Source organism: Streptomyces sp. BR123 (assembly GCF_013401435.1).
Classification (GTDB): domain Bacteria; phylum Actinomycetota; class Actinomycetes; order Streptomycetales; family Streptomycetaceae; genus Streptomyces.
On sequence record NZ_JACBGN010000196.1, the window covers coordinates 1 to 13,795 of the forward strand.

Consider the following 13,795-nt stretch of genomic DNA (forward strand, 5'->3'; position numbering starts at 1 on the left):
CGGCGTGCTTCTGGCACTGGACGCGGATCGTCGTCGGCCCCGGGAAGGCGTACACGCGGGCGGCCGAGACGGACGGGAGGGCCTTGGTCCAGACACCGGTGCCCCACGTCCGGAAGAGGGACCCCGTCACGGGACCGGGGTTGACGCGCACCGCCCCGTGGTAGTCGCCGGACAGCCGCACGTCACTGACCATCAGCTTCGTGCCGGACTGCCGGGCCTCCGCCATCCTGCCCGCCCCCAGGTAGACGGCGATGTGGTGCAGGTCCTGGGAGGTCCCCCACACGAGCAGGTCGCCGGGGAGGAGCGGTGCGAGGCCCTGGCCGGCCGTGAAGCGCTCGGCCGCGCGGTGCGTGTAGTACTGGGAGGACGCGGTGCCGTCCAGGACGTCCGAGCCGGTGGCCCGCGCATACGCGTACCGGACCAGGCCCGAGCAGTCGAAGCCGAGCCGTTCGGGATCGTGCTCGCTGGCCGGGTCGTTGGGGTCCACCCGGCCGTACGTGGCACCCGGCTCCGGTCCGTGACCACCGCCCCAGGTGTACCAGACGCCGGCGGCGACCTGCTCGCAGGCGGCGGCGACCGCCCGTTCGGCCTCCGGGGAGGCCCCCGGGGCCAGGACCCGGCACGAGGTGTCGGCGGCTGCCGGGACCGGGACGGGTGCCCCCAGGAGGAAGGCCAGGAGCGCGATGAGCGTGGCGAGGGGAGCGGACCGGCGAAGCATGGGGGACCCCGTTTCTGTCGCTGCGGCGGGTACGGGACGAGCCTGCTGGTCCCGCGGCCGCGGCGTCGAGATCCGGACGTGACCCCACCCGTACGGGCAACGGGAAACCCTTGGGAAACCCCTGCCGTTCAGGGGTTTCCGGTGCAGCGCGCCGCCGTCTCCCGCGCGTCCGCGGGGCTGCCGGACGGCCCGTCCGACGGATGGTCGGATGATCCGGCGGGCGGATGGTCGGACATGTTGTCGGGCAGGTTGCCGGACGGGCCGTCCGACGGCCCGTGGGCCGAGCCGAGCCGGCAGACGGCCGCGAGCCGGGCTGCCGGGTCCGGGTTCCACAGCCGGACCGTGCCGTCGGTGCTGCTGCTGGCCACCGTCCGCCCGTCGGGCGAGAAGTCCACGCCCCACACCGCGTTCCCATGACCCGTCAGGGCGGCCCACAGGCGCCGCCCGGGCACGTCCCACAGTCGGACCGTGCGGTCGTTGCCGCTGCTGGCCAGGGTCCGCCCGTCCGGGGAGAAGGCGATGCCCCGGGCGGCGCCGACGTGCCCGGCCAGCACCGCCGTGACCGCGTACCGCCGCGCGTCCCACAGGCGTACGGTGCCGTCGTTGCCGCAGCTCGCCAGGGTCCGCCCGTCCGGGCCGAAGGCCACGGCCCGCACCGCGCCCGCGTGCCCGGTGAGGGTGGCCAGCGGGGCCCGGCCGGCGACGTCCCACAGGCGGACCGTCAGATCGTCCCCGGCGCTCGCCAGGGTGCGCCCGTCGGGGCTGAACACGACGTCGTTGGCGAAGTCGCTGTGGCCGGTGAGGGTGGCCAGGGGCGCCCGCCCGGGCACGTCCCACAGTCGGACCGTGCGGTCGGAAGACGCCGAGGCGAGCGTCCGCCCGTCCGGGGCGAACGCGACCGCGTACACGGTGCCGCCGTGGCCGGTCAGCGTGGCGAGCGGCGTCCGCGCGGCGACGTCCCACAGCCGGACCGTGCCGTCGGAGCCTGCCGAGGCCAGGGTCCGCCCGTCCGGGGCGAACGCCACCCCGTACACGGTCTCCGTGTGCCCCTCGAAGACCGCGGCCGGGCGCCGCCCCGGCACGTCCCACAGCCGCACCGTGTGGTCGCCGTCGGCGGTGGCCAGCAGTTTCCCGTCCGGGCTGTACGCGGCGTGCCAGACCTCGGCGAACGGCCGGGAGGCCAGCACCGGACCCCGCAGGTCCCACAGCACGACGGACTGGTCGAACGAGGCCGTGGCCAGCATCGCCCCCGCCGGGTCCACGGCGAGCGCGAGCACGTAGTCGGTGTGCCCCGACAGCGCGGCCGTCGGCCGGCCGCTGCGCACGTCCCACAGCCGGGTCGTCCCGTCGCCGCCGGCGCTGACGACCGTCGTGCCGTCCGGCAGGTAGGCGACCGCGTTGACGTCGTCGCTGTGCCCGGTCAGCGTCGCGGTCCCCCGCCGCCCGGCCACGTCCCACAGCCGGACCGTGCGGTCGCTGCCGCCGCTGGCGAGGCTCCGCCCGTCCGGGGCGAACGCCAAGCCCAGTACGCCGCCGGTGTGCCCCTCCAGGACGGCGGGGGGACGGTCCCCGGAGGGGTCCCACAGCCGCACCGTCCGGTCGGCGCCGGCCGAGGCCAGGGTCCTGCCGTCCGGTGCGTACGCCAGCGCCTCGACCCTCCCCGTGTGCCCGGTGAGGACCTGCGTCGCCGGGCCCGCCCCGCCCGCCGGATCCCGCACCTGCACCGAGCCGTCGGCGGCCGCCACGGCGAGGGTGCGCCCGTCGGGGGAGAACGCCACGGCCCGGGCGCCCGCCGTCTCCGCCGGGAGCTCGGCCGTGACCCGCCCCGCGGTGTCCCACAGCCGTACGGGGCCCTCGGTGGACGTCGCCGCGAGGGTTCGGCCGTCGGGGCTGAAGGCGACCGACCGGACCCGCCCGGGCATGGTCAGCGTCACGGACGTCCGCCGGTCGGAGAGCCGGCGCAGCAGCACCTTCCCGTCCGAACCGGCCGTCGCCAGCAGCCGCTTGCCCGGGGCGAAGACCACCGCGTTGACCGGGCCGCTGTGCCCGACGAGCCGGGCGAGGAAGGGCAGCGACTGGGTGCTCAGCAGCGCCCCGCGCGCCTGCGGGGTCGCCTTCGTCCGGTAGGCCTCCTCCGCGAGCCGCATCGAAGCCTCCGGCCGGCCGGCCGCCAGCGAGGCCGACTCCGCGGCGAGCGCGTGCGACCGGGCGACGCGTTCCTGGTCGAGGGCCTGCCCCCGCTGCCGGTACGCGACCCCGCCCGCGCTCACGGCCAGCACCAGCAGCACCAGCAGCAGCGCCAGCGTCCGCTGCCGGCGCCGGACCCGGCGCCGGTCCTGAGTCCGCCGGGCGTCCTCGGCGGCCGTGCTCGCAGCCAGGAACTCCGCCTCCGGCGGGGTGAGCCGGCTCCCCCCGCCGAGCTCCTCGGCCCAGGACCGGGCGGTCTCCAGCCGGGTCCCGCGGTGCAGGACCGACGGGTCGCGGCCCTCGCGCTCCCACTCGGCGGCCGCCTCTGCCAGCTGACGGTGGATCAGCAGCCCGTCGCGGTCCGCGTGGAGCCAGCCGTGCAGCCGCGGCCAGGCGTGCAGCAGGGCCTCGTGGGTGATCTCCACGGTGTCGCGGTCCGCCGTGACGAGCCGGGCCCGGACGAAGGCGTCCAGCGCCCGCGCGGCCGGTGCCGCCCCGTCCGCGAACTGCTCCAGCAGCGCGGCCCGGCCCATCCGGCGGCGGGTCGGCCCGGTGCCCTCGGCGACGTGCACCAGGGCCACCAGGATCCGGCGCACCATCCGCTGCTCCGCCGGGTACAGCCGGGCGAACGCGCTCTCGGCGGTCTGCGCGACGGCCCCCCGGATACCGCCGGTGTGCTCGTAGCCGGCGACGGTCAGCACCGCCCCCTCGCGCCGCTGCCAGGTCGCCAGCAGTGCGTGCGACACCAGCGGCAGCGCGCCGGACGGAGCCGCGGACCCGGTCCCGTCCGGGCCGGCGGCGAGGCCGTCGCCCACTCCGGCGTCCCGCAGCAGCAGGGGCACCAGGCCCGGTTCGAGGGCGAGGCCGGCGCGCTCCGCCGGGCGGGCGACGGCCTCCCTGAGCTCGGCCACGGACATGGGCGGCAGGACGAACAGCCCATCGGTGAAGACCGCGGCGAGGTCGGGCAGGTCGAGGCAGTTGCCGGAGAAGTCGGCGCGCAGGCCGAGGACCACGACGGCGGCACCGGGCCGCGCAGCACCTGCCCCCGCTGCGGGCTCCGCCTCCGGTGCCGGCTCCGGTTCGGCCGCGGCCACGGAGCAGAGCACCCGGACGAAGGCGTGCCGCTCCTCCTCGTCACCGCAGAGGGTGAAAACCTCCTCGAACTGGTCGACGAGCAAAACCGGCCGTACCGTGCGCCCCCGCCGCCCCACCGCCTCCAGGAGCCGTTCGGGCCGCTCGGCCAGCTCCTGCGGGGTGATGCCGAGACCGCCGCCCAGGACCTTCGCGGTGCAGTCCAGCAGCTCCTGCAGGGGATGCGCGGTCGGCGTGAACCGCACGACCGGCCACGAGTCGGCGCCCGCCGACGGGAATCCGCCGCGGCGCCGCAGCGCCGGCACCAGACCGGCGCTCAGCAGCGAGGACTTGCCCGCGCCGGACCGGCCCACCAGCAGCAGCGGGCCGCAGCCGATCCGCTCGAAGAGCCGCTCGACGAGCGCGGCGGTCGCACGCTCCCGGCCGAAGAACCGGTCCGCGTCCCGGTCGGTGAAGGCCGCCAGGCCCCGGTAGGGGCATTCCGCGTCCGCCTTCGGGGCGGACGGCGAACCGGCCGCGGACGCTGGGCCGGTGGCTGCGGCCGGGATGCCCGGGGCAGGAGCACGCGCGGGGACCGAGGAGGCGGCCCGGGCCGCGGCCGCCTCCGCCTCCCGGGCCAGCCGCAGCAGCGTCCCGTCGGCCTCCAGCACCCGGTCGCAGCGCAGCGCCACATCCACGGTGACCCGCTTGGCACCGGTCTCGATCTTGCTCAGGTAGCCCTTGCTGTAGTGCGTCTGGCGGGCCAGGCCCGCCAGCGACATGCCCCGTTCCACCCGCAGTCGGCGCAATTGCGCGGGGAACGCCGCCGCGCCGCTTTCGTCGTCGGCCGCAGCCCGTACGGGTGTCCCCGCTGTTGCGGACGGGTCGGGCTGATCGGTGGTGTTCCGTCCGCGGTCCGGGTCCGGGTCCCCCACGGCATCCCCCATGGCAGTGTGCGCCCAGGTCGTGAGATGGCAGCCCCAGGCTACAGCGGGGGCCGGACCGTACGGCGTGCGTCGGGTCCGGCGTGGCGGAAAACAGCGCGGCAGGCCCGGAGGGTTTCCGTCGCCCGGTGCCCGGCCCGCCCGGGAAACCGTCCCCGGCCCGCCGCGGCCACCGCGGCGGCCACCGCGGCACCGCGGTCACTGCGGTCACTGCCGTCACCGTGCGTCGTACGGCGGCCACGGTCTGCCGCCGGTGGTGTCCTCGGCCCGCAGGGCGCGCAGAATTGAGGAGGCGGCCCGCGACCTGCCGTGCGGGCCCGGACAGCCACCCGCGCGGGCCGTGCGTGCACCGGGCGGGCCGTGCGCGGAAGGGGGCCAGGCGATGCCAGCGTCCCGGCCGGGGGGCGAGCAGGAGCCCAGTCCGCTCCGCTCCGAACCGGGGGCGCTGCTGGAGGACGTGGCCGTGGCCGTCTTCGGCATCGACGCGGAGGAGCGGGTCTGCTACTGGGGCCCGGGAGCGCGGGCCCTCTTCGGGCACCCGGCCGAGGCCGTGCTGTCCCGGCCCGCCGCGGACCTCTTCCCGCCGCCGTCCGCGGGGGAGCCGGGCGGTGCGGCCCGGTTCGTCGAGCGCGCCCGGACCCTCGGATACTGGCGGGTACGGATGCCCGCGCTGCACGAGAGCGGCGAGGTCTTCGACTGCGGGCTCCGGGGCTTCCCCCTGACCGGCCCGACGGGCGCCGGCATCGTCCTGGGACTGGCGGCCCGCGGCGCGGACCTCGACCGGGTCAAGACCAACCTCGTCTTCCTCGACACCCTCTTCAAGACCTGCCCGATCGGCCTGGTCATGCTCGACGAGGACCTGCGCTACGTCCACCTCAACCAGGCCCTGGCGGACATGGACGGCATCTCCCTCACCGACCACCTCGGGCGCCCCGTCGACGACATCATGCTCACCTCGGACGGCGGCGAGTACCAGCGGATGCTGCGGGCCGTCGCCCGTGGCGGCCTCACCGTCGTCGGCGCCCTCGTCGGACTGCGCACCCCCGGCCGCCCGGACCTCGACCAGGTCCGCTCGGTCAGCTTCTTCCCGCTGAGCGGAGCCGGAGACACCCGGCGCGGCGTCGGCGGCCTGATGGTCGACGTCACCGACCGGGAGCGCGCCATCCTCGAAGCCAGCGCCGCCCGGCAGCGCCTCGCCCTCCTCGATCGGGCCGCGGCCCGCATCGGCACCACCCTCGACCTCGACGTCACCGCGCACGAACTCGTCCAGGCGGCCGTGCCCGACTTCGCGGACGGCTGCGTCGTCGAACTCGTGGAATGGATGGACGAGACCGAGGACTTCGACCCGCAACTGCCGCTCATCACCCGGCGCATCGCCTCGGGCACCGTCCTCGACGCCCCCGCCGCCGACGAACTCCTCGGCAGCCTGGAGCGGGTCGTCTACCCGCCCGGCTCCAGCATCCACGAAATGCTGAGCACCGGGCGCCCCCTGTCCGTCCCGGTCGACGCGGAGTTCCTCGCCCGGACCGTCGCCCACCCGCAGCGCGCCCGGCTGCTGCTGGACAGCGGCTTCGCCGACATCCTCATCGCACCGCTCATCGCACGCGGCACCGTGCAGGGCCTCGCCATCTTCGGCCGGTCCGCCCGCCGCCCCGCCTTCGCCACGGAAGACCTCCGCCTCGCCGGCGAACTCGCCTCCCGGGCCGCCCTCTGCCTGGACAACGCCCGTCTCTACGGCCGGATCCAGGACATCGCGCTCACCCTCCAGCGGGCCCTGCTGCCCAGCGCCCCGGCCGCCGGCCCGTACGTCGACATCGCCCACCGCTACCTGCCGGGCGGCCGTGTCACCGAGGTCGGCGGCGACTGGTACGACGCCATCGACCTGCCCGGCGGCCGGGTGGCCCTCGTCGTCGGCGACGTCATGGGGCACGGCGTCCTCGCCGCCGCGGCCATGGGCCGGCTGCGGATCACCGCCAAGACCCTGGCCCGGCACACCTCCGACGATCCGGCTGCCCTCCTCGCCGAACTCGACGACTGCGCCCAGGAGGCGGGCATCGAATGGGCGACCTGCCTGTACCTCGACTACGACCCCAACACCGGCAGCGCCCGCATCGCCAACGCCGGCCACCTGCCGCCGCTGGTCCGCAACCCGGACGGCACCGTCCGCGCCCTCGGCGAGGACCTCGGCATCCCGCTGGGGGTGGGCGGCGTGGACTACCGCTCGATCACGGTCGACGTCCCCGAGGGCGCCGTCGTCGCCCTCTACACCGACGGCCTCGTCGAGGCCCGCGGCCAGGACATCGACACCGGCGTCGACACCCTCCGCAGCCGGCTCGCCGCTCCCGTCGACTCCCTGGAGGAGGCCGCCGACCGCATCCTCGCCGAACTCCTCCCCGACGGCTCCGCCACGGACGACACGGTCCTCATCCTGGCCCGCGTCCGCCGGGCACCGCCGGGCGGACGCGGGCCGACACGGTGACGATCCGGCCGGGTCCGGTCGCCTTCCTCGGCGCCCTCCCGGACCTCAGTCGTCGTCGCGGCGGCGGTGTCCCGCGGCCAGGAGGGCCACCGCGCGGTCGAGACGGGTCCGGCGGGTCTCCGGGGTGCGGGCCTGGAGGACCGGGAGGATCGCCAGGTAGCGCCCGGTCCGGTCGAGCGCCTCGAACGCCACCCTCGCATCCGGGTGTTCGGCCAGCGCCGCGGTGACGTCCTCCGGTACCGTCGCGGACTTCTGCGAGGCGTAGGCCCCCGCCCACCGCCCGTCCTCCTGCGCCTTCCGCACCTCCGCCAGGCCGGGTTCACGCATGCGGCCGAGAGCCGTCAACTCCGCGACCTTCTCCACGTTCACCTGCGACCACAGGCTCCGCGGTCTGCGCGGCACGTACTTCTGCAGGTAGAACTGCGCGTCGAGGGAACGGCGTTGGCCGGAGATCCAGCCGTAGCACAGGCCGATGTCGACCAGCTCGCCGTCGGTGACCGAGGGGATGCCGGACTTCTTCCTGGCGACCTTGACCCACAGCCCCTCCTGGCGTCCGTGGTGCCCGGCCAGCCAGTTCTCGAATGCCTCGCCGTCGGCGAAGGCGGCGACTTCCACACCGTCCAACTCGTCCATGCGGCCCAGGCTAACGCCGGCACGGCGACCGGGCGGAACCGGATCACCGCCTCCCCCGTCTTCGCCCCGGGACGGGAGAGGAACGAGCCGGGGCGGGAAGCATGGGGCAGCGGAAGACCGGGCCGTGGGCGGCCGTTGCCGTGGGGCTGGGAGCTGTGGCCGGCGGGCTGCCGGCGTTCCACCGCGCGCTGCCCGACCTGCCCGGCAGGCCCGCCGGGCTGCTGGAGACCTTCCTGCCCTGGTTCGGCCTGGCCGTACCCGTCCTCCTCGGCCGGGCCCTGCTGCGCCGGTCGGCCCCGGCCGGGTACGCCGCCGTGCTGCCCGCGGCCGCCTGGATCTGGCTCTTCGGCGGGTTCCTGCTCCCCGGCCCCGCCCCGGACCGGGCCCCCGACCTCGTCGCCGTCCAGCACAACGTCAGCGACGAGAACCCCGACCCGGCCGGCACCGCGCGGGCGCTGGCCGCGACGGGGGCCGACCTGATCGCCCTGGAGGAGCTGACCCCCGCCGCCCTGCCGGCCTACACGGCCGCCCTGGCCCCGCAGTACCCGTACCACGCGGCCGTCGGCACCGTCGGACTCTGGTCGAAGCACCCCCTGGCCGACGCACGGCCGCTGGACATCCGGCCGGCGGGCCTGGGGGAGGACTGGAACCGCGGGCTGCGGGCGACGGCCCGGACACCGCGCGGGCAGGCGGCCGTGTACGTGGCGCACCTGCCCTCGCTCCGCCTCGGCGCGCACGGCTTCGGCTCCGCCCTCCGCGACGAGAGCGCCGTCCTCCTCGGGAAGGCGCTCGCCGCCGAGGCGCTGGACCGGGTGGTCCTGCTCGGCGACCTCAACAGCACCGTCGACGACCGCGGGCTGGCCCCGGTCACCGCCCGGATGACCCGGCCCGCCCGGGACTTCGCCTTCAGCTGGCCCGCCGCTCTGCCCGTGGCCCGCATCGACCAGGTCCTGACCCGCTCGGCGACCGTCGTACGGGTCCGGGCCCTGCCCGGGACCGGAAGCGACCACCTGCCGGTCGCGGCCGACATCAGGTTCTGACGCCGGCCCGTGCGCCATCGGTACGGCGGAGGCCGGGTGGCCCCCCTGCGGGGCCACCGGGAGGGCGATGCGGGGGATCAGCCGGGTCGGCCTCCCCGGGCCTCGTCCTCGCCTCCGTCCCGGGGAGGGGGCGCGGAACCGTCCGTGTGCCGGATGCGCACCCACAGGGGCAGTCCGTACCAGCACAGCAGGTACCAGGTCAGCACCCCGGCCACGATCCAGGGCACCGCGGTGTCGTCCGTGGACACGCGCAGGATCAGGAACAGGGCGGCGACGAGGGTGGCCAGCAGCAGCACGATGCCGATCATCGTGAGCCGGGAGGCCCACACCACCGCGTGCGGTTTGAGCCGCCGCCCCGCGACGACGCGGTGGAGGGCAACGGGCCCGATCAGCGCTCCCGTGGCCAGCGAGCCGAGGACGACCGTGACGGTGTAGATCGTCCGGTCCGTGGGGGACAGCTGCTGGAAATGCGGGGTGAACGCCACGGTCAGCAGGAAGCCGAACAGGATCTGAACGCCCGTCTGGACGACCCGGATCTCCTGTACGAGTTCCTGCCACCGCCGGTCGGCCCGTTCCTCCGGAGTTTCGTCCCGGCCGCGTTCGCCGCGGTCGGCGTCAGCTTTCAAGGGTGTCCCTCGTCTTCTCCTCGGCCTCGCGCACGTCACCCTTGATGCGTTCCGCGCGGCCTTCGGTGGTCATGTGCTCGTCGTCGGTGATACGGCCGACGGCTTCCTTGGCCTTCCCCTTGAGCTGCTCGCCCTTGGCCTTGGCCTTCTTCTTGTCGGACATGGTCACTCCCTCCGGAGGATCGGTGACACGCATGCGTCTGACCCGCGGTCCGGGCCACAAACACACCCGGTCGGAAAACCGGTCCCGGACCCGTACCGACGTACCGGGGGCCGGGGCCGGGCGGCCGCGCCCTGTCAGGGGTGCGCGGCCTCCCCGCCCATGACGTCGCGGAAGGCCGTCATACAGGGCACGCAGTGCGCATCGGTCTCCGTGTAACCGGCCGGGAGGAGGGGGCGGCCGCACAGGGTGGCGGAGCGGTCGCGGGCGACGACGTGCCAGACCGGGTCCTGCCCGGTGGCCGCCTCGCCGAGGTGCATTTCGTACATGAGACTTCCCCGTGTGCTCGACAGCTCGTGCATCCACCACACCAGGGCCCGGCCCGGACGGCCCGACGAGTGGGCCGTCCGGGTGACACGGGGGCGCCGCGCAGCACGCCGGGGATACGAAAGAACCCCGGGGCCGAATTGGCTCCGGGGTATTCATGCGCGTATATTGAAGAGTTCACGCCTCCCGGTGAGGGCGGGCATGAACAAGCTTTACTCAGGACACTGTATCGGGTCGGGAGTGGAATTGTCAACCGAGGAATTCCGTAAAGAGCAGCAATTCATCGACGCGCTCTACGCGCGCCTCGATGACCTGCGCGATCAGGCCGAACGCGCCGTGCACGGCGCACTCGCGGCCGGTGCGGGAAACAGCGCGCAGGCCCGCCTGGAACGCGACATCCTCGTCGCGGAGCAATCCGGGCTGCTTTCTGCGCTGAACTCCGGCGAGAGCGGCCTTTGCTTCGGCCGGCTGGAGTTCTCCGACGGCCGGGACCACCACATCGGCCGGATCGGAATCCGCCGCGACGACACCGAACGCACCCCCCTCGTCCTCGACTGGCGTGCCGACGTGGCGCGCCCGTTCTACCTCGCCACCGGCCACCACCCGATGGGCCTGCGCCGGCGCCGGCACATCACCACCCAGGGCCGCCGCGTCACCGCCCTGCACGACGAGATCCTCGACCTCACCGACACCGAGCGCACCGGACACGAGGGCGCCGACGCGGACGCCGTGCTGCTCGCCGCGCTCGACGCGGCCCGCACCGGCCGCATGCACGACATCGTCGAGACCATCCAGGCCGAGCAGGACCGGATCATCCGCTCCCCGCACCGCGGCGTGCTCGTGGTCGAGGGCGGCCCGGGCACCGGCAAGACGGCGGTCGCCCTGCACCGCGCCGCCTACCTGCTCTACGCGTACCGTGAACTGCTCGCCAAGCGCGGCGTGCTGATCGTCGGTCCGGACCCGGCCTTCCTCGGCTACATCGGCGAGGTGCTCCCGGCACTCGGCGAGACCGGCGTCCTGCTCGCCACGATCGGCGAGCTGTTCCCCGGCATCCGAGCGACGGGCACCGACCGGCCCGGTGCGGCCGCGGTCAAGGGCCACGCGAAGATGGCCGGGGTCCTGGCCCGCGTCGTGCAGGACCGGCAGACCCTGCCGGAGACCGTGCCCGCCGGCAGCGGCGAGGACAGCGCCGTGGTGCCCGAACCGGCCCTGGAGATCGACCACGACGAGTACGGGACGCTGCTGCTGGACCGGACCATGGCGTACGAGGCCCGGGACCGGGCGCGCGCCACCGGGCTGCCGCACAACCTGGCCCATCCCTACTTCGCGTTCTCCGTCATCGACGCGCTCACCGAGCAGCTCGCCGACCGGCTCGGGGCGGACCCGTTCGGCGGCCCCAACCTGTTGGGCCCGGACGACATCGCGCAGCTCGGCAAGGAGATCGCGACGAGCACCGAGGTGCACGCCGCGATCGACACCCTGTGGCCGCCGCTGACCCCGCGCCGGCTGATCGCGGAGTTCCTCGCCGACCCCACCCATCTGCCGGAGGGAGAAGCCGAGTTGATCCGCCGTGCGACGTCCGCTGCCGGTGATTGGACGCCCGCCGACATCCCGCTGCTCGACGAGGCCGCCGAACTCCTCGGCATCGACGACAGCGCCCGGCGCGCCGCCGAGGAACGCGCCCGGCAGGAGCGCATCGCGTACGCCCAGGGCGTGCTCGACCTGTCCGCCGGCTCCGAGTCGTACGAATTCGAGGACATGGAGAACGAGTTCCTCGCCGCGCACGACATCATCGACGCCGAGCGGATGGCCGAGCGCCACGAGGAGGCCGACCACCGCAGCACGGCCGAACGGGCGGCCGCCGACCGCACCTGGGCCTTCGGGCACGTCATCGTCGACGAGGCGCAGGAGTTGTCCGCCATGGCCTGGCGGCTGCTGATGCGGCGCTGCCCGACCCGTTCCATGACGCTGGTCGGCGACCCGGCCCAGACGGCCGACGAGGCCGGCTGCGGCTCCTGGGGCCAGGTCCTCGACCCGTACGTCGGCGACCGGTGGGAGCTCGTCCGGCTCGGCGTCAACTACCGTACGCCCGCCGAGATCATGGACCTCGCGACCGCCGTCCTGCGGGCCCGCCATCCCGGCTTCGAACCGCCGCGGTCGGTGCGCTCCACCGGCCGGCAGCCCTGGGTGCGGGCCGCGGACGACCTGGCCGCCGCGGTGGCCGACGCCGTACGCCGCGGCACCCCGGTGGAGGGCCGGCTCGCGGTGATCGCCCCGCGGGCCCTGCACGAGCCGCTGGGCGCGGTGCTGCCGGGCGTGCGCGCGGGGGCGGAACCCGATCTGACCCGGGCCGTGGTCCTGTTGGAGCCGCGGCAGGCCAAGGGCCTGGAGTTCGACTCGGTGATCGTCGCCGAGCCCGCGGACTTCGCCCCGAGCGACCTGTACGTGGCCCTGACCCGGGCGACCCAGAGCCTCGGCGTGGTGCACACCGGCCGCCTGCCCGAAGGGCTGGAGGAGGCGGCGGTGGAGTAGCGGGCGAACCGCACCCGCCGCCAGGCCGTCAGACCGCGCCCGGGGCAGGAGCCTGGGTCCGGGCCTGCGCGAGCGCCCGGAGCCGCTCCAGGCGCTCGCGGGTCTCCTCGTCCAGCGGCGCGTACGTGACCAGGCGCGGGCCCGGCGCCGGGCCGAGCCACAGGCTGGTGTGCTCCAGGTGCAGCAGCCCGACGTGCCGGTTGCGGATGTACTTGGTCCTGGCGCCCTGGCCGACCACCTCGTGCCGGGCCCACACCTCGCGGAACTCCGGGGAGCGCGCCTCCAGCCGGGCCACCAGCGCCTTCCAGGCGGGCTCGGCCAGATGCCCGGCCATGGACGCGCGGAACTTGGCCGCCATGATCCTCAGCGTCTCTGCGTGGTTGACCACGGACTCCCGCCAGCCGGGATCGGTGAAGGCCAGCCACAGGCCGTTGCGGTCCTCCGGCGGCAGCTCGTCCAGGTCGCACAGCAACCGCCCGTAGGTGCTGTTGTACGCGAGGATGTCGTACCGGCTGTTCTGTACGCAGGCCGGCAGCGGGGCCAGCCGGTCCAGCATCTCCCGCAGGGCCGGGGTCACGCTCGGGCACGGTGTGTTCGGCGCCGGGTCGGCCGTCCCGGCCAGCGCGAACAGGTGCGCGCGCTCGCTCGGGTCCAGCAGCAGGGCGCGCGCGACGGCGTCGAGCACCTGCGCGGACACCTGGATCTCACGGGCCTGTTCCAGCCAGGTGTACCAGGTGACGCCGACGGCCGAAAGCTGGGCGACCTCCTCGCGGCGCAGCCCCGGGGTGCGCCGGCGGCGGCCGCGCGGCAGCCCCACCTGTTCGGGGGTGATGCGCTCGCGGCGGCTGCGCAGGAACTCGGCCAGCTCGTGCCGGCGCACGTCGCTCCGGGGGGCCACAGTGGTCATGGCACCAGGGTGCCGTACGTCCGATCCGGTTGCCAGGTAGTGCGAGTACCAGGACAAGGAGACTCTGGTACCAGGCTGGGCGGGGCGGGATCGTCGGGGGGTGAGTGAGACGACCGTACGAACCACCGCTGCCACCGCCCCGGGTGGGGCCTGCGCCGCACGCGTGGCGCC

At 75.1% G+C, this 13,795-nt stretch carries 10 protein-coding genes; 3 read left to right on the forward strand and 7 right to left on the reverse strand.

Annotated elements, in window-relative coordinates; translation table 11 throughout:
- On the reverse strand, positions 1–718 hold a 718-nt coding region (locus HYE82_RS25400; protein ID WP_179176473.1), incomplete at its 3' end, for a C40 family peptidase.
- A 128-nt stretch (positions 719–846) separates the two neighbouring features.
- Complete coding sequence (locus HYE82_RS25405; RefSeq protein ID WP_309144446.1) at positions 847–4,911, reverse strand: helix-turn-helix domain-containing protein; 4,065 nt, start codon at positions 4,909–4,911, stop codon at positions 847–849.
- A gap of 391 nt (positions 4,912–5,302) precedes the next feature.
- Between HYE82_RS25405 and HYE82_RS25410 the strand changes: the two genes are divergently transcribed.
- The gene (locus tag HYE82_RS25410) at positions 5,303–7,399 is read left to right on the forward strand and encodes a SpoIIE family protein phosphatase (protein ID WP_179176475.1); all 2,097 of its coding nucleotides are present in this window, start codon (positions 5,303–5,305) and stop codon (positions 7,397–7,399) included.
- 45 nt (positions 7,400–7,444) lie between these two features.
- Here the strand turns inward: HYE82_RS25410 and HYE82_RS25415 are convergent, their stop codons facing one another.
- Positions 7,445–8,032: a YdeI family protein gene (locus tag HYE82_RS25415; RefSeq protein ID WP_179176476.1), complete on the reverse strand. Its 588-nt coding sequence runs from the start codon at positions 8,030–8,032 to the stop codon at positions 7,445–7,447.
- Positions 8,033–8,133: 101 nt separating this feature from the next.
- On the opposite strand from HYE82_RS25415, the gene HYE82_RS25420 reads away from it, so the two are divergent.
- Positions 8,134–9,072, forward strand: a complete 939-nt coding sequence (locus tag HYE82_RS25420; protein WP_179176477.1) for an endonuclease/exonuclease/phosphatase family protein — start codon at positions 8,134–8,136, stop codon at positions 9,070–9,072.
- 77 nt (positions 9,073–9,149) lie between these two features.
- Here the strand turns inward: HYE82_RS25420 and HYE82_RS25425 are convergent, their stop codons facing one another.
- The 3 genes from HYE82_RS25425 to HYE82_RS25435 all read right to left on the reverse strand — a co-directional run bounded on the left by HYE82_RS25425 (position 9,150) and on the right by HYE82_RS25435 (position 10,187).
- Positions 9,150–9,698 carry a DUF6328 family protein gene (locus HYE82_RS25425; RefSeq protein WP_179176478.1) on the reverse strand — a complete coding sequence of 183 codons (549 nt, stop codon included), beginning with the start codon at positions 9,696–9,698 and terminating at the stop codon, positions 9,150–9,152.
- A complete protein-coding gene (locus HYE82_RS25430) occupies positions 9,688–9,861 on the reverse strand; it encodes a CsbD family protein (protein ID WP_179176479.1) in 174 nt (57 codons plus the stop codon). The genes HYE82_RS25425 and HYE82_RS25430 overlap by 11 nt, the downstream gene beginning before the upstream one ends.
- A gap of 134 nt (positions 9,862–9,995) precedes the next feature.
- The gene (locus HYE82_RS25435) at positions 9,996–10,187 is read right to left on the reverse strand and encodes a hypothetical protein (RefSeq protein WP_179176480.1); all 192 of its coding nucleotides are present in this window, start codon (positions 10,185–10,187) and stop codon (positions 9,996–9,998) included.
- Positions 10,188–10,431: 244 nt separating this feature from the next.
- Here HYE82_RS25435 and HYE82_RS25440 point away from each other — a divergent pair, with 244 nt between their 5' ends.
- Complete coding sequence (locus HYE82_RS25440; RefSeq protein ID WP_179176481.1) at positions 10,432–12,717, forward strand: AAA family ATPase; 2,286 nt, start codon at positions 10,432–10,434, stop codon at positions 12,715–12,717.
- Positions 12,718–12,745: 28 nt separating this feature from the next.
- Here HYE82_RS25440 and HYE82_RS25445 read toward each other — a convergent pair whose 3' ends face one another.
- Positions 12,746–13,624, reverse strand: a complete 879-nt coding sequence (locus HYE82_RS25445; protein WP_179176482.1) for a helix-turn-helix transcriptional regulator — start codon at positions 13,622–13,624, stop codon at positions 12,746–12,748.
- Positions 13,625–13,795: the final 171 nt, after the last annotated feature.